Below are 15,633 nucleotides of genomic sequence, written 5' to 3'. Positions count from 1 at the left end.
GCTTATCGCGGGATCAGGTTTGTGACGCCAACAGCCGCGGCCCGCGCCAGATCCATATCCAGTGACATCGGGATGTATTCACCACGCCGCCACAGCTGTGCCTGATCGTCGTAATAGCGAGACAGAAAATGACCTGACTGCCCGGTTGCAGTGATAAAAACCGAGCTGTCAGGGTCGGCAAAATCATAAACACCACGATAGCCCGCACCGTGCACGTTCTGGAACGGATCCGGGCCCTCGCCGGATGTGCGACCGCGCAGCAGGGTGTTGTCACCACCGCTTGTAGACTGGCGAATGTTCACGAAATAGCGCAGAACGGGGACTTCACCTAGAACAGGGTGATCATGAGTGGCTTGATGCGCATCGCCCCAACGCAACGATTCCAACGCACTGCCATACCGCTCGGATATCCAGATCAACGCATCGTCCAGCGCCAGACGTGCCATTTCCGTGCAGGTTTCTTTGGGCGCGCTTTGGCGGACGTCGCACCAGACCCCAGCACCGTCAATGTCGCGGTAGACCCGTTCGATGAACAAGGGCTCAACATGTTTGAACTCACCGGCCAGAGGGCCAAGCTCGTCCGAGATCAGACGGGCCTGAAGCGCCCGCAACCATGCGGCATAGATCAGAGGTTCTGGAAGATGTTCGTTCATCTCACCATTCCAGTCGGCCAAAAGCGTCAGGGCAATCTGGCGCTGGCGTTCTGGCGTGCCTTCGGGGGCGGACGCCCCTGTAAACCATAGATCAGCCCCGATCAGTGGCAGCAATGAACGGGCAGTGAAACTGACCGTGTCCAATTGCGCTTCGATAAAGCTGTCTCGGGTGTGAACCTCGCGGGACATCATCAAACGTTCCCATCGGTTGACGCGTTGCGTATCGCCCCACTCAAAAGACACGTGATTTGGAAACGCGCGATCAATGATCTTGTTGTTGGTATTGCCCAAAACACCACCTGCAGGGGCAACGAATTCGGGGTTTTCTGCATAGGGCAGGCGCCCTTGCCAACGGTTGGCTTCGATCCAGCCCGGTGTCGGGATGCGCCCTTGGCTTTGATTGCGCAGATGGCGCCCCGGCATTGCTCCGATCAGTTTCATTCCAATCGTGTCCGTATCGACTAACGACAGGTTCTGCGACGGGGCGATAAACTGTTCGGCTACTTCGATGGCCTGGTCCACATTGTCCGCATTCATCAACGCCATTGAGGCGGTCATTGATGTGTCCTGAGGGCTGAGCGCGGTCCATGATAAAGACGCAACATGCCCCGGAGGCGTGATCGTTTCCAGATCGTAGTGACTGCCCGGCAGGACCGGGCCGTTATCAGTCCAGCGCAATGTCAGCGTTATAGGGGCTTCGCCCTGGATTTCGATGATCGAGGGGCGTTTGCGAAACTCTTTGTAGCCCTCAGGTGTCAGGTATTCTTCTGGGTTGTTCGGGTTCAGTTGCTCGATATGCACGTCCTGATCGTCCAGATAGGACGAGGTTAGCCCCCATCCAAGCCGGTCGCTGCGACCGCTCATGACGGCTGGTATGCCGGGGATTGTTGCACCGATGACGCCGCCTTTGGCCAGCCCCAGATGTGCCAGATACCAGACACCCGGAGCTGTGAACCCCAGATGGGGATCATTGGCCAGGAGGGTGCCACCACTGGCGGACCGGGAAGGAGCAGCGGTCCATGCGTTGGATGCCCCGGCCAACCCACGTTTGGGGAAGGGCGACAGCGGCGTGTTGGGCATGTCGGTTCCGCGTGCATAACGTGGCAGGGTTGGAAACAATGATGCATATTCTGGCAATGCGGCTATTCCGGGTCCGGGGACGTCGGGCAGGATATCGGCCAGCCGTTCAGGGTTGTTCAGCATCAGCGAGGTACGGGCCCGCAGCACCTCATCCTGCAAATGCCCGGACAGCTGCAGCCCCATCAGCTTGATCACCGCAATACTGTCGCCAGGTTGCCAAGGGGATACGGGGGTGTTGAACAGGAACATCTCGGGCGCGCCGCGGCCCAACGCTTCTTCGTTGATCTCGGTCAGGCGGGCGTTGACGCCCGCCGCATAAGACCTCAGTGCAGCTTTGGTGTAGTCGTCCTGAACCTCGACCGAGCGATGCGCCAGACCATACAGATCCAACCGGCGCAGCAGTTTATCGATATGAACGGTGCGTGGTCCAAACACTTCGGACAACCGGCCCTGCGCCGTGCGGCGCATCACTGTCATTTGCCAAAGGCGATCCTGTGCATGGGCATACCCTAGTCCGAAAAAGACATCCGGGTCGGTTTCAGCCAGAATATGAGGCACATTGGCCGTATCGCGCACGATCTCGACCGGAGCGGTCAGCCCGCGAACTTCTAGGGTTTGGTCGTATTCAGGCAGGGACTGACTGGCCAGAAAATAGACAAGGCCCACACCGGCGAGGATCAGCAGGACCAGGCCCGAGGCAATGCGCACCAGCCAGCGAAAAACAAGACCCATCAATGCCCCACATTCTTCTTCATAATTCGATGTCGCAAAGACTAGTGGATGGCGGCTGTGACCGAAAGAGGAACGGCGCAAGAACGTGTCAAAGACAGGGCAAAATGAAAACCCCGTCGCAGTGACAAACACGGCAACGGGGTGGGAAAAGTGGTAGGTATCGCCCGAGTTAAGGAATGATGCGCGTGTATTTGGTGCCTTCTACGGTTGCGCCGAATTTGAGACCGGCCTGCCCAAAGATGGCCGCCAGAACTGGGGTCCGCAACGTCGTCGTATCCGTTGACAGGGTTTCGCCTGTCGCATCGACAACATAGCCGATATCGGCACCCGCGGTCCAACCGCTGGCGCGCCGGAAATCGTTCAATGCATCCTGCGTCATGAAGAACAGCACATGGGTGTATTGTTGTGCGCCGATCTGCAAACCAGCGCTGCCGGAAACTGCGGAATAGTAATCGACGGTTGCGCCTTGAATGCGCAACGCACCGCGCCCGTAAGCGCCGCCAAAGATAAAGCCGGCTTCAGTGATCAACGGCATGACCAGCATGCCAGTGGCCTTTTGCGAAATCTCGACCGTATTGGGGTACCGCGTGTACATTTCGTTCAGCGTCGCATCGACGCGGGCGTCGATCGTGGTGGCATTGGATGAACCGACCCCGTTGCCGCAAGCGGCAGTAAAGGTCAGACCGGTCATGCCAAGGGCAAAACCACGACGCGTCAGTCGGGGGGAGTTGGAACTGCTCATGATTGTTATATCTCTGTCGAAGTGCCTGAAATGTCGGGTGAACCCGATCTTGGCCGTTAGACTACGCGGATTGTTCCGCTATGTCACGGGAAAAGCTGGCGTAGCAGCCTCGCACACCAGCGGAAAACCGCAATGGGTCGGCGGTTTAGTCTTGTAAATACCTTGCGACTTGTGGGGCGAAATAGGTCAGGATGCCATCGCATCCGGCTCGCTTGAAGGCTATCAGGCTTTCCAGCATTGCCTTCTCACCGTCTATCCAACCGTTCTGCGCAGCCGCCTGAATCATCGCGTATTCTCCGGACACCTGATAGGCGTGGGTCGGTGCCCCAAACGTGTCTTTTACGCGGCGGCAGATATCCAGATAGGGCATGCCCGGTTTGATCATCACCATATCGGCGCCTTCAGTCAGGTCACGTTCGATCAGGCGCATGGCCTCGTCAGAATTGGCCGGGTCCATCTGATAGGTCTTTTTGTCACCGGTCAGTGCGCCTGATGCGCCAACTGCATCGCGGAACGGCCCGTAAAAGGCGCTGGCGTATTTCGCGGCGTAGCTGAGGATCATAACGTTGTGATGGCCAGCACTTTCCAGCGCGCGGCGCATTTCCCCGATACGGCCGTCCATCATGTCCGATGGGCCGATAATATCGGCCCCGGCTTCGGCCTGGGCCAATGCCATTTTAACCAACGCTTCGACGGTCTGATCATTTACGATCTCACCCTCAACGACATAGCCGTCATGACCGTTGATATTGTAGGGATCCAGCGCCACATCGGTCATGACGGCTATGTCAGGCGCGGCCGTCTTGATCGCCTTGATCGCCCGGTTCGACAGGTTGTCTGGGTTCCAAGCCTCGGCGCAGTCTTCGGTTTTGAGAGACGCATCCGTATAAGGAAAGATGCAGATTGCGGGTATGCCAAGCGCTTGTGCCTCAACAGCCGCTTTGGCGATCAGGTCGACGGAACGGCGCATGACACCGGGCATCGAGGACACGGGTTCTTCCACGCCTTCCCCATCCCTGACAAAGACCGGCCAGATCAAGTCATCGCAGGTCAAAGTGTTTTCCCGAACCAACCCCCGAACAGCCGCAGATTGACGCGCACGCCGGAACCGGGTCAGGGGAAAAGGGGCAATGGTCGGTTTCATGACTCGTTCTCCTTGAACAATGCCGCATTGGGTGGCATGAATTCGCGACGGTCTCAAGGGTACCAATGGACGCGCTGGTGCGATAGAACCCCCTGAGGATTTTGAATAAAGGGCTGGGTTTGGACTGGTACACTTCGATCTTCGAACTCATCGACATGCGCAGCTTTTCAAATCTGTGGTTTTGGATCGTCTTGGCGGTGGTTTGGTCGTCAACCAGCCATTGGGTTATGGGCGTCCCTTATGATCTTGTGATCCGCGCCCGTCGCGTCGGTGGTCAGGCCGAAGCCGATCTGCTCGACATCGTGCGGATCCAAACCAATCGGATGCTTAACATCGTTGATATGTCCGGAACGCTGCTTTTGGCCATCGTGTGCTTTGTGTCCACGGGGCTTGGTACTTTAGGCTTTTTTTACGGAGTCGAGTTTGCGCAGGCAGTTTTCCTGCTGGCGTTTCCAATGACATTCGTGACGCTTGTGAACATTTCTCACGCCCGGCGGTTACGCCAAGAGGAGCTGACGCTTGAACGGGTTGCAAAAACCCTGTCTCGCTGTCGGCTGTATACCCAGATCATCGGTATGATCTCGGTGCTGGTCACTGCGCTTTGGGGCATGTATCAGAACATTTCGATCGGCGTTCTGGGATAGCAAAAATCTGAAAGGCAAGGCGATGAAGGCTCCGAACCACGTTACAGTCGGCGGCGCCCCTGAAGGGTTTGACGCAAAGCTTGTGCTGAACGAAATTGCGCGGTCGGGCGCGCCAGTTTGCCACGTGGCCCGCGATGACAAGCGGATGGAGGCAATGCGGGCGGCGTTGTCTTTCTTTGCCCCGGATATGCCGGTCTTCGTGTTTCCCGGTTGGGATTGTCTTCCCTATGATCGTGTCGCACCCAATCCAGATATCTCGGCTGCACGGGTGGCGACTTTGGCCGCGCTGGTGCATCAAATGCCGCAGAAGTTCATTTTGCTGACGACGCTGAACGCGGCGACGCAAAAGGTTCCGGCGCGCGATGTTCTGCGTGAAGCGGCATTCACCGCCCGCGTCAATCATCGCATCAATGAAGGCGCTTTACGAGATTTCCTTGTTCGCATGGGGTTTACCCAAAGCCCAACGGTGATGGAGCCGGGCGACTATGCAATCCGGGGCGGTATCATCGATATCTTCCCTCCGGGTGAATCGGGACCGGTTCGCCTCGATCTGTTCGGAGATGTTCTGGACGGCGCCCGCCGATTCGATCCCGTCTCTCAGCGCACGACTGAGAAACTAGATGTGGTCGAGCTGGCACCGGTATCCGAGGTTATTCTGGATGAGGCAGCGATCACTCGGTTCCGCCAGAACTACCGGATCGAATTCGGTGCGGCAGGGACGGATGATCCGCTGTACGAAGCGGTCAGTGCCGGGCGCAAGCATCAGGGGATGGAGCATTGGCTGCCTTTCTTTCACGAACAGCTTGAGACTTTGTTCAACTATCTGCCGGACGCAACGATTTCCATCGATGATCAGGTGACGCCAGCGCGGTTGGCACGGTGGGATAGCATCGAAGACCAATACGAGACGCGAAAACATGCGCTGGAGAATCGCTCGCGCATGGACACGGTCTATAAACCAACACCGCCCGACTTGTTGTATCTGGATGACGCGGCCTGGGATAAGGCAGTGGGCGACAGGCGGGTTATGCAGTTCAGCCCGTTGCCGCAGGCTAGTGGGCCGGGTGTGATCGATGCAGGCGGGCGGATCGGACGAAACTTTGCCCCAGAACGCCAACAGGAGAGCATAAGCCTGTTCGGTGCATTGGCCGACCACATCACGAGCAAGTTGGGCAAGGGGCCGGTGCTGATCGCATCCTATTCGGAAGGGGCGCGGGAACGGCTGACGGGTTTGATTGAAGATGAAGGTCTGGCAGAGGCGGTTCCGGTCGCTGACGGCACCCGAATTGGCAAGCGCGGTCTGCATCTGGCCGTCTGGGCGCTGGAACATGGGTTCGAAACCCCGGATCTGACAGTGATCGCAGAACAGGATGTGCTGGGTGATCGGTTGATCCGCCAGCCCAAGAAACGCCGCAAGGCCGAGAATTTCCTGACCGAAACTCAGTCCCTCAGCCCTAGTGATTTGGTTGTCCACGTGGATCACGGCATTGGGCGTTATATGGGTATGGAAGTGGTCACCGCCGCAGGCGCTGCCCATGAATGCCTGCTGCTGGAATATGCTGAAAAATCAAAACTGTATCTTCCGGTCGAAAACATTGAACTGCTATCAAAATACGGCCACGAAGAGGGTCTGTTAGACCGGCTTGGCGGCGGTGCATGGCAGGCCAAGAAGGCCAAGCTGAAAGAGCGTATCCGCGAGATGGCGGACAAGCTGATCCGCATCGCTGCCGAACGCGCCCTGCGCAAGGCTCCGGTGATGGACCCACCGCCACACGCGTGGGAAGAGTTCAGCGCCCGGTTCCCCTATCAAGAAACCGACGACCAATTGCGTGCCATCGCCGAGGTGATGGAGGATATGCATTCGGGCGCACCTATGGATCGCCTGATCTGTGGCGACGTCGGGTTCGGCAAGACCGAGGTCGCCATGCGCGCGGCCTTTGTGGCCGCGATGTCGGGTGTTCAGGTGGCGGTCATTGCGCCTACGACTCTGTTGGCGCGGCAACATGCGGCCAGCTTTCGGGAACGTTTCCGGGGCTTCCCAATGGAGGTCCGGCAACTGTCCCGTTTTGTGTCGGCAAAAGATGCGCAACAGACCCGGGACGGGATGGCGCGGGGTACGGTCGATATCGTGATTGGTACTCACGCACTGCTGGCCAAGGGAATACGGTTCAACAATCTGGGCCTTCTGATCATTGATGAAGAACAGCATTTCGGTGTGGCTCATAAGGAACGGCTCAAGCAATTGCGGTCGGATGTCCACGTGCTGACCCTGACGGCAACGCCGATCCCGCGGACGTTGCAACTGTCCCTGACCGGTGTACGCGATTTGTCGATCATCGGCACGCCGCCCATCGACCGGCTAGCGATCCGAACCTATGTCAGTGAGTTCGATACGGTGACGATACGCGAGGCGCTGCTGCGGGAACACTATCGCGGCGGGCAGAGCTTCTACGTTGTCCCACGCATCTCGGACCTGCCCGAGATCGAGGAATTCCTGAAAGAACAACTGCCCGAGCTGACGTATATGGTCGCCCATGGGCAGATGGCCGCGGGTGAGCTCGATGATCGGATGAACGCCTTTTACGATGGGAAATACGATGTCCTGCTGGCCACAACGATTGTGGAAAGCGGCTTGGATATTCCCACTGCCAATACGATGGTCGTGCACCGCGCCGATATGTTTGGCTTGGCGCAACTTTATCAGATCAGGGGTCGCGTTGGGCGGTCCAAGACCCGCGCTTACGCCTATCTGACCACAAAGCCGCGCAAGAAGCTGACCGATACGGCCGAAAAACGTCTGCGCGTTTTGGGTTCGCTGGACACGTTGGGGGCAGGGTTCACGCTGGCTTCGCAGGATCTGGATATTCGTGGTGCCGGAAACTTGTTGGGTGAAGAACAGTCCGGTCAGATGCGTGATGTGGGATATGAGCTGTATCAATCGATGCTGGAAGAGGCGATTGCCAAGATCAAGGCGGGTGAGATGGAGGGTCTCAGCGAGGCCGACGATCAGTGGGCACCGCAGATCAATCTGGGTGTGCCGGTTCTGATCCCCGAAGACTATGTGCCCGATCTGGACGTGCGGCTAGGGCTGTATCGTCGCCTGTCATCGCTGTCCACCAAGGTCGAGTTGGAAGGTTTTGCTGCCGAACTGATTGACCGTTTTGGCAGTCTGCCGAAAGAGGTGAATACGCTGATGCTGGTGGTGCGGATCAAGGCGATGTGCAAGCGGGCGGGCATTGCCAAGTTGGACGGCGGGCCGAAGGGGGCCACGATCCAGTTTCACAATGATAAATTCGCCTCACCTCAGGGGTTGGTGGAATTCATTCAGGCCCAGCGCGGCCTCGCCAAGGTCAAGGACAACAAGATCGTCGTGCGTCGGGATTGGAAAAAGGACAGCGACAAGATCAAAGGTGCCTTTGCCATCGCACGGGATCTGGCAGAAAAAGTGGTGGCCCAGAAGAAAAAGGCCAAAGCCTAGTCGCCCGAGACAAACGTGCACAATTGCCAGTTGCCGTCATTGGATTTGACCAGCGCGGCACGGTGGCCGACCATGGACCACAAAAAGTCACTGTGCATATGACCAACGGTGCCATCCGTCAGGCGCACTGATTGGTATTCAGCCCCATCCTGATAGTCCGGGACAAAAACAACTTCATGGCTGATCAGCCCGAGTATAGCCCCGCCACGCGACGGTTCCCCGCGCAAGGTGACCTTCTCGCCGGTGATGAAATAGGCGGTGAACGGGTCAAGGGACGCGGGCAGGCTGATCTGCCATTGATGCGGCATCCAGAATTCACCCTGATCGTCGAAATAACCGGGTTGCGACAGCGTATCCTGCAATGCGACCCAGTAGCTTTCACGCATCTCGTCGGCCTGATCGCGAAGCTCTTCAGAAAGCTTTTCGGGATCTAACATCAGGTTTTCGCGGAGTTCTTCGGGGCCACCGTTGCCGCCATGGCTGAGATAGATATCAGGGCAGGCGCTGGCCACGACAGCCTCGATATCGCGCGCGGTGATCTTGGCCAGAAGGTCGTCGCGAAAGGCAACAAGTGCGGGGTCACGACCGGCCTGATCAACGGGTGGAAAAGACTGACGATCAGCTAAAGCCGGGCCGCAGACCAAAGCGGCCAGTAGGACAGACAGGTACTTCATTCGGCAGCCTTCATTGCGGCTTGCGCACAGAAACAGGAAGCGCCAACAGCTCGGTCAGCGCGTGCCAGCGCAAGGTCCAAGCGCTGTTTAATCTGTTTTATTTCAATGCCCTCACCGCGTGCCTTCAGGCAATCATGTAAACCTTTCAGGCTCCAGACATTGTCAGGATGTATAGACGCACGGCTAAGGGTTCCGCCCAGTCCCAGATCCTCGCGATAAACGGCCTCGGCCTCGGCTACATGACCTTGTTCGAACAACAGCGCCCCAAGCGCGTGACGCGTTGGTTGCATCCAGCCCCAGGGCTCGTCGTATGGCAAGGTGTCGTCCAGCTCGACCGAGCGGCGCAGATGGGTGTAGGCTGCAGCATAGTTCCGTTTGCGATATTCGATCTCGCCCCGCAGCATTTCGCGCGCGATTTCAAGCAGATCAATGACGCGGTTATTGTGCAGCAGGCGTGAGTCAGGCACCCTCGACATGGCCGCCAGAAACTCTTGCTCCTCCGCTTCCGCCTGCGCCACCTGATCCGTGGCGGCAAAGGCAATGGCGCGTGCGTAGTGGATTGTCGCAGTCAGGGTGCAATACAATTCGGGGTCCGACGGCAACCCCAACGCCTTAGCCTCATCCCAGCGGCCAAAGCGGATCAGGATATGCGGACCCATGGACATGTAGCTTTCGAAAAAATCTGCCATCGGTGGGCTTTCGATGCGCAGCATGTCCTCGGGGGTGGTGTCCCAAAGGCCCTGATTGGCCCGTAAGGCCGGTTCCATTTGGCCAAGAAACAGCGCACCGTAGATGGTAAAATGGTAATCATGCTGGCGATAGCCAGTGTAGAGGTTGAAGGCACCTTCGCGTTCGTAATACTTCAGATCGGTTTCGGTCGCCTTTTCATTCCAATGCACAACGTTGTGGTAATGCCCACACAGCACATCGATATGAGTGGGCATGTGAACCAGATGCCCAGCGTCGGGCACCATTGTCCGCAGCACATCCCCGGCCTTGAGCGCCTTTTCCGGAGTTGGCGACATCTCCATCAAGTGAACATAAAGGTGCAGCAGCCCGGGATGTGACATGGCGGCCGGATCATTGGTCATGGCCCACTCAAGCGTCTCTTGCGCCTCGAGCGTGGCGGCGCCTTTAGCGGGTTGACCGCTTTTCAGGTCCCACATCTGCCAGGGGGTGAGGTTCAGCAACGCTTCGACAAAAACAGTGCGCAAGTCCAGGTGATCAGGATGCGCGGCGAATGTCGCACGCATGCTATCCGCGAAATCGTGATCCCATTTGTGCATATCCGGGGTTGGTTCACGCTGAGGGTATCGGGCGGGCAGGGCGCGGATCAGGGCTTGTTCTACATCGGTGCACCCATCCATATGCGCCAGTGCCTTTTGGGCAGCGTCATAGGCCAACGCCAATGCCTTTTGTTTCCCGCGGTCATCCTGCAGATCCCAGGGCAGGTTATAATTCGGACCTGCCGCGTAGGCGACGCCCCAATGGGCCATGGCGCATTCCGGGTCAAATTCTGCTGCGCGCTTAAAGCAGACTACGGCTTCTTCATGGTTATAGCCGTATGTCCAGTTCAGCCCTCGGTCGAACCAGATCTGTGCTTCGGGCGACGTGGTTGTGACAGGACAGGAATAGGTGCCCAGATCGTAATACTCGCTCATTGAATGACCCCCCTCGGCTTGGAGATGAGAGTAGCGCGATTCAGTCGCGCAGCACAATTCAGGCAGGCAACCTGTCTTCAATCCGTCCCATATGGACCATCAGCCCAAAAGCGATGATGCACATAGTCAGGATGCCCATCGTCAGTGGTGTCAAAGACCCGTCGAACAACAAGCCGATAGGGGCTGCGATGGCAGCGGCCAAAACAGTTGAAATCGATCCGATGACCGAAGCGGCCATGCCTGCGATATGGCCCATCGGCTCCATCGCGATGGCATTCAGATTGCCCAGTGTTACGCCGGCCATAAAAAATACCATGGTCTGCCAGAAGACAAACAGCGCAAATGAGGCGTCAGGCGAAAGCTGCGTAGCGCTCAGGGCCATAACTGAGGCGGTAATCAGGATTTGTCCCCCCAGCGCCCATGTCACCATCCGGCGCATACCAACGCGCACAACAAGGGCTGCGTTGAGCAAGCTGGCTGACCCGGACATCAGCGCCACGAAACCAAACCAGAACGGAAAGCTATCGGCGCGGTCATGGATTACGTCATAAACCGGCTGAACCATCGTCAGCATGGTGAACAACACCCCCATGCACAGGGTCTGAACCATAATCGAAAGGCGGACGGTCGGATGAGAAAACATCTCTTTCGTGGCAGAGATCATCAGCGGCAGCCGGATCGGACGACGGTTCTCGCGAGCCAACGACTCCGGCAGGCGCACACCCATCCAAGAGATGATGACCAGTGCAAACAGAATGAACGATACAAAAATCCCACGCCAACCGAACAACGCGATCACACCTGCGCCCAGCATCGGAGCGGCCGCAGGCACCAACGTGAAGATCATCATCGCAATCGAAATGATCCGCGCCATTTCCCGGCCCGAATACAAGTCTCGAATGATCGCCATCGCCACCACGCGCGGACCGGCGGCGCCCAGCCCCTGAACCACGCGTGCGATCAATACCAATTCCAATGATGAACTCGCCCAGGCAACGGCAGAAGCCGCGACATAAAGCGCCGCGCCGCCGTATATAACCGGCTTACGCCCGATTGCATCGGACAAAGGGCCAGTAAAGAACGTACCAATCCCCATGCCCAACACAAATGAGGTTAGGATCAGTTGCGCCCGGTTGATGTCATCCGGGCTTAGCTGCGCGCCGATTTCGGGCAGAGCGGGCAGCATTGAATCGATCGAAAATGCAATGGTGGCGAACATCATTGCGATCAATGCAATGAACTCCGCCTTGGACATGCGGTTGGCCATGAAGGTCTCCTAACCCGTTCGCGCTATCACGGCGGATCGGGTTGCGCCAGACCGGAAATTTGCACAGACCTATGTGCTATTCTGCAGGGGAAGCCTCAAGTTGAGACATGATCTCCTCGATCACTTTTGCCCACATTTCAGGCGGTTGTGCGCCCGGAACGGCGTGCTGATTGGCCACGATGAACGTCGGGACCGAGCTGACGCCCATTTCCCGTGAATGGGTATCGCGCTGGCTCATGTCTTGGCGGTCGGCGTCTGATTTAAGCAGTTTCATGACCACGGCTGCATCCATTCCGGCACCGTCAGCGACATCTGCCAGCACCTCGGGGTCGCCAATGTCGCGGGCTTGAACGAAATAGGCATCGAACAACCCATCAACGACGTCGTTTTGCTTGCCTTCAATACCAGCCCAATGGATCAGTCGGTGCGCGTCCAGCGTATTGGGCGTGCGTTTCATACCTTCAAAATCGATCTTCAAACCGGCGTTTTCGGCGTGTTCAACCACGGGCGCATAGGCGCGTACCGCACCTTCCTTGCCGCCGAACTTGCGTTCCAGATATTCACGGCGATCCATGCCCGCATCCGGCATGTCCGGGTTCAGCTGAAATGGGTGCCATTCGATAACAAAGGGATGATCCGGAACGGCGGCCAGCGCTTTGTCCAGATGGGTTTTGCCGATATAGCACCATGGGCAGATCGGATCGGATAGGATGTCGAGCTTGACGGTCTGGGTCATTCGGTAGACGCCTTGAAATAGGCCGGCAGGGCGCGGCGCAGGAGCTTGCCGTTGCCACCACTGGGCAATTCGGTCAGATGAACAAAGGCGCGCGGCTGTTTGTACCGGGCCAGATTGGCCTCCACATAGGTGCGTAACGCGTCTTCGTCCAGCTTTTTGGGCCCGGTGTAGAAGGCGGCTATCACAAATGTGTTCTCTTTGACCTCAACCGCTGCCGCGCCAACCTGCGTGATACCGGTAAAGCGGGACAAGACGGATTCGACCTCAACCGGTGAGACGCGGTAGCCACCCGCATTCATCATGTCGTCATCGCGACCCAGATAGGTGATCTGCCCGTCGACGGCCATTGCACCCTGATCGCCGGTCAGGAACCAGTCGCCCAGCATCCGGGCCTGCGCCTCGTCAGGGGCGTTGAGATAGGTCAACATCAGCCCCGGATCGGACCGGTGGATGGCGATGGTTCCTTCCTGACCTTGTGGCATGGGACCGTCCGGCCCAAGAATGGCGATGCGGCGCCCCGGTTGCGGTTGCCCCAGCGCCTCACCGCGCGCCGGATGTGCTGGACTGGACGAGATGAAGGTCGAACATTCGGACATGCCATAGGCTTCGTAAAGCTCGGTTCCGGTGGCCTGTTGCCAGTGTTCGTGCAAATGACGAGACAGTTTTTCACCCGCGCAGAGGCCGTGGCGCAGGTCTGGTAGATCAATCTCCTCTGAGTGTGAGAGCAACTTGCGATAGACGCCAGGCGCTGCGGCAAAAATTGTAGCGCGGTGCTGGCGCAGCAAGGCGGGCAGTGTAAAGATGTCGGTGCCTGGTTCAGGGATCAGAGCCGTTGCACCGATGGTCCACGGATCCAATAAACCGGTGCCCAGCGTATAGGTCCAATTGAACGCACCCGCGTGGCACAGCCGGTCGTCTTCCCGCAGGCTGTACCAACCGTCCACCATCATCTGTCGCCCCCAGATGGCACGGTGCGCATGTGCCACGGCGCGCGGCTTTCCAGAAGTTCCAGAGGTGTAGACCACGTAGGCCAACCGCTCAGGATCACCCATGGCATAGTCAGCAGGAGGCAGACCTCGCATGGCGGTCAGCTCGGTCAGGTCGATTTGCCAGGGGAGCGACGCGCAGGCGACTGTAGGGTCTCGCAGAACAGCCGCAGGTGACAGATCTTCGATCATGTGCGCGGTTTCGGGTTCCGTCAGTTGCGATGAAGTTGGCACGGGCACAATGCCAACGGCGATAGCGCCCAGATAGGCGATTGGAAAGTCTACCGTATTCCCTAAGCGCATCAGAACGATGTCTCCGGGTTTCAGTCCGGTCTGCAGCAAGCCTGTTCCGGTTCCCAAAATGGCTGTTTGTAGTTCGCGATACGTCCAGTCGATGGCGCCGTCCGTACCAAGTACCGACAACGCGGTCTTGGCTGCGCTCCGGTCTGCCCGTCGCAAGACATGTGCGGCCAGATTAAAGGGCGAAGGGCAGGGCGGCGGCGGTCCTTGATCGAAGATCGACAACATGACGACTGGCTATCGCGGTGCATGGCGCGTTGCAAGCACGGTTGGCTGGCCCTATAGAAAGGCATATGAGTACCCAAGATCCCAAATCCCTTATCCGTATTGCCCGTGACGCAGGCGATCATTCGGAACTCGAACCGCTGGACCTTGGCGCAAGAGTGCGAGAGCTGCGCAAAGCGCGAAAGTGGACGTTGGAACAGGCGGCCAGTCAAGCAGGGCTTGCGCGGTCAACGCTCAGCAAGATCGAGAATGGGCAAATGTCGCCCACTTATGATGCGCTCAAAAAGCTGGCGATCGGGCTCGAGATTTCGGTGCCGCAGCTTTTTACGCCGCCGCAGCGGGATCAGGTGATCGGACGTATGGCCGTTACCCGAATGGGCGAAGGCGCTGCCCATGCCACTGCGACCTACGAGCATGAATTGCTGGCTGAAACACTGACAAAAAAGCAGATGCTGCCATATCGGGCCCGCGTTCGTTCACGATCAATGGACGAATTCGAAGGCTGGGTACGCCATGACGGCGAAGAGTTCATGTATGTGTTGACCGGCGTTGTTCGCCTGTACACAGAATTCTATGAACCAGTAGAAATGCGCCGCGGGGACAGCGCCTACTACGATGGCAGTATGGGGCATAACGTGATTTCGGTCAGCGATGAGGATGCGACCATCCTTTGGGTGACATCACTGTCCTAAGATGCGTGCACCAGAAGTTCCCGGTTCAGGCGTTCAGTAAACAGAAAATCCTCGACCTCTTCGTGGGCCTCGTTGACCGTCAGATGGTGGCGTTCGGCAAGATAGGCTTCGAACCGTTTACGATCCTTGCAAACACGCATCATGTCCTGGTCGCGCAGGTTCGGAAAACGGCGTTTCGCGCGCTCATAGGTCGCGCCCCAGTCTTTTGTGATATCTGTCCAGTTCAGCATCGCGAGCTTTCAGTTGTTCGGGTTCAGAACTGCTCTCCCCAACTACAGGGTACGAACGGGTTTACGTCACGTGAGACATGACAAAATGTCGCAGGGCACGAGAGGTTCATGTTTGGAACCTTCGAACTGCGGCGCGTCGCGCTTAGGACGAGTGAACTTTATGTCCGACGGGTGATCGCTAGATTTATTCTGTTCCGGACGGCTTGGATGGATCAGGCTTATGTGTCAGAAACATATAGATATTTAGACCGTGATTGAAGCCATGTTCTTCGCGCGCTGCAATAGCTTGAAGCGCTTTGCATTGCGCATGTGTGTGTTTCTTTCCAGTACACTAGATGCAGTCGCGAGGGCTTTATGCAGTGGTTTCCTGAGGAGCTTTTCCACATCTC

Annotated in this window: 12 protein-coding genes; 3 read left to right on the top strand and 9 right to left on the bottom strand. The window is 57.6% G+C overall.

Annotation, left to right across the window (positions count from 1 at the left end):
• Nucleotides 1–2: 2 nt before the first annotated feature.
• The 3 genes from Q1B13_RS02845 to hemB form a co-directional block, all read right to left on the bottom strand.
• Nucleotides 3–2,465 carry a penicillin acylase family protein gene (locus Q1B13_RS02845; protein ID WP_299075678.1) on the bottom strand — a complete coding sequence of 821 codons (2,463 nt, stop codon included), beginning with the start codon at nt 2,463–2,465 and terminating at the stop codon, nt 3–5.
• Between the two features lie 169 nt (nt 2,466–2,634).
• Nucleotides 2,635–3,207 carry a YSC84-related protein gene (locus Q1B13_RS02840; protein WP_298934872.1) on the bottom strand — a complete coding sequence of 191 codons (573 nt, stop codon included), beginning with the start codon at nt 3,205–3,207 and terminating at the stop codon, nt 2,635–2,637.
• A gap of 145 nt (nt 3,208–3,352) precedes the next feature.
• A complete protein-coding gene (gene hemB, locus Q1B13_RS02835; RefSeq protein ID WP_299075675.1) occupies nt 3,353–4,351 on the bottom strand; it encodes a porphobilinogen synthase in 999 nt (332 codons plus the stop codon).
• 119 nt (nt 4,352–4,470) lie between these two features.
• Between hemB and Q1B13_RS02830 the strand changes: the two genes are divergently transcribed.
• Together Q1B13_RS02830 and mfd are read left to right on the top strand one after the other, a co-directional pair.
• On the top strand, nt 4,471–4,995 hold the full coding sequence (locus Q1B13_RS02830) for a component of SufBCD complex (protein ID WP_298934989.1): 525 nt from the start codon (nt 4,471–4,473) through the stop codon (nt 4,993–4,995).
• A 22-nt stretch (nt 4,996–5,017) separates the two neighbouring features.
• Nucleotides 5,018–8,473 (top strand): transcription-repair coupling factor, encoded by a 3,456-nt coding sequence (gene mfd, locus Q1B13_RS02825; RefSeq protein ID WP_299075672.1) that lies wholly within the window; start codon nt 5,018–5,020, stop codon nt 8,471–8,473.
• On the opposite strand, the gene Q1B13_RS02820 is transcribed toward mfd, so the two are convergent.
• From Q1B13_RS02820 to Q1B13_RS02800, 5 genes are all read right to left on the bottom strand, one after another.
• On the bottom strand, nt 8,470–9,147 hold the full coding sequence (locus tag Q1B13_RS02820; protein WP_299075669.1) for an SH3 domain-containing protein: 678 nt from the start codon (nt 9,145–9,147) through the stop codon (nt 8,470–8,472). The genes mfd and Q1B13_RS02820 overlap by 4 nt on opposite strands.
• Nucleotides 9,144–10,808, bottom strand: coding sequence for a hypothetical protein (locus tag Q1B13_RS02815; RefSeq protein ID WP_299075667.1), 1,665 nt, complete (start codon nt 10,806–10,808; stop codon nt 9,144–9,146). Before Q1B13_RS02815 ends, Q1B13_RS02820 begins: the two co-directional genes overlap by 4 nt.
• 58 nt (nt 10,809–10,866) lie before the next feature.
• Nucleotides 10,867–12,075, bottom strand: coding sequence for a multidrug effflux MFS transporter (locus tag Q1B13_RS02810; RefSeq protein WP_298934877.1), 1,209 nt, complete (start codon nt 12,073–12,075; stop codon nt 10,867–10,869).
• Nucleotides 12,076–12,151: 76 nt separating this feature from the next.
• The gene (locus tag Q1B13_RS02805) at nt 12,152–12,811 is read right to left on the bottom strand and encodes a DsbA family oxidoreductase (protein ID WP_298934878.1); all 660 of its coding nucleotides are present in this window, start codon (nt 12,809–12,811) and stop codon (nt 12,152–12,154) included.
• Nucleotides 12,808–14,325, bottom strand: coding sequence for a class I adenylate-forming enzyme family protein (locus Q1B13_RS02800; protein ID WP_299075665.1), 1,518 nt, complete (start codon nt 14,323–14,325; stop codon nt 12,808–12,810). Before Q1B13_RS02800 ends, Q1B13_RS02805 begins: the two co-directional genes overlap by 4 nt.
• A gap of 65 nt (nt 14,326–14,390) precedes the next feature.
• Between Q1B13_RS02800 and Q1B13_RS02795 the strand changes: the two genes are divergently transcribed.
• A complete protein-coding gene (locus Q1B13_RS02795; RefSeq protein ID WP_298934880.1) occupies nt 14,391–15,014 on the top strand; it encodes an XRE family transcriptional regulator in 624 nt (207 codons plus the stop codon).
• On the opposite strand, the gene Q1B13_RS02790 is transcribed toward Q1B13_RS02795, so the two are convergent.
• Entirely contained in the window at nt 15,011–15,244 is a 234-nt protein-coding gene (locus Q1B13_RS02790; protein ID WP_298934882.1) for a hypothetical protein, read from the bottom strand. The genes Q1B13_RS02795 and Q1B13_RS02790 overlap by 4 nt on opposite strands.
• Nucleotides 15,245–15,633 lie beyond the last annotated feature (389 nt).

Source organism: uncultured Ruegeria sp. (genome assembly GCF_947489545.1).
Lineage (GTDB): Bacteria > Pseudomonadota > Alphaproteobacteria > Rhodobacterales > Rhodobacteraceae > Ruegeria.
Note: the sequence above shows the minus strand (reverse complement) of the source record. Positions and strands in the feature narration are given on the sequence as shown.

Excerpts from the sequence above, each read along its gene's own strand:
- Q1B13_RS02845 (WP_299075678.1), bottom strand. The coding sequence starts at position 2,465 with ATGGGTCTTGTTTTTCGCTGGCTGGTGCGCATTGCCTCGGGCCTGGTC.
- Q1B13_RS02840 (WP_298934872.1), bottom strand. The coding sequence starts at position 3,207 with ATGAGCAGTTCCAACTCCCCCCGACTGACGCGTCGTGGTTTTGCCCTT.
- hemB (WP_299075675.1), bottom strand. The coding sequence starts at position 4,351 with ATGAAACCGACCATTGCCCCTTTTCCCCTGACCCGGTTCCGGCGTGCG.
- mfd (WP_299075672.1), top strand. The coding sequence starts at position 5,018 with ATGAAGGCTCCGAACCACGTTACAGTCGGCGGCGCCCCTGAAGGGTTT.
- Q1B13_RS02820 (WP_299075669.1), bottom strand. The coding sequence starts at position 9,147 with ATGAAGTACCTGTCTGTCCTACTGGCCGCTTTGGTCTGCGGCCCGGCT.
- Q1B13_RS02815 (WP_299075667.1), bottom strand. The coding sequence starts at position 10,808 with ATGAGCGAGTATTACGATCTGGGCACCTATTCCTGTCCTGTCACAACC.
- Q1B13_RS02810 (WP_298934877.1), bottom strand. The coding sequence starts at position 12,075 with ATGGCCAACCGCATGTCCAAGGCGGAGTTCATTGCATTGATCGCAATG.
- Q1B13_RS02805 (WP_298934878.1), bottom strand. The coding sequence starts at position 12,811 with ATGACCCAGACCGTCAAGCTCGACATCCTATCCGATCCGATCTGCCCA.
- Q1B13_RS02800 (WP_299075665.1), bottom strand. The coding sequence starts at position 14,325 with ATGTTGTCGATCTTCGATCAAGGACCGCCGCCGCCCTGCCCTTCGCCC.
- Q1B13_RS02795 (WP_298934880.1), top strand. The coding sequence starts at position 14,391 with ATGAGTACCCAAGATCCCAAATCCCTTATCCGTATTGCCCGTGACGCA.
- Q1B13_RS02790 (WP_298934882.1), bottom strand. The coding sequence starts at position 15,244 with ATGCTGAACTGGACAGATATCACAAAAGACTGGGGCGCGACCTATGAG.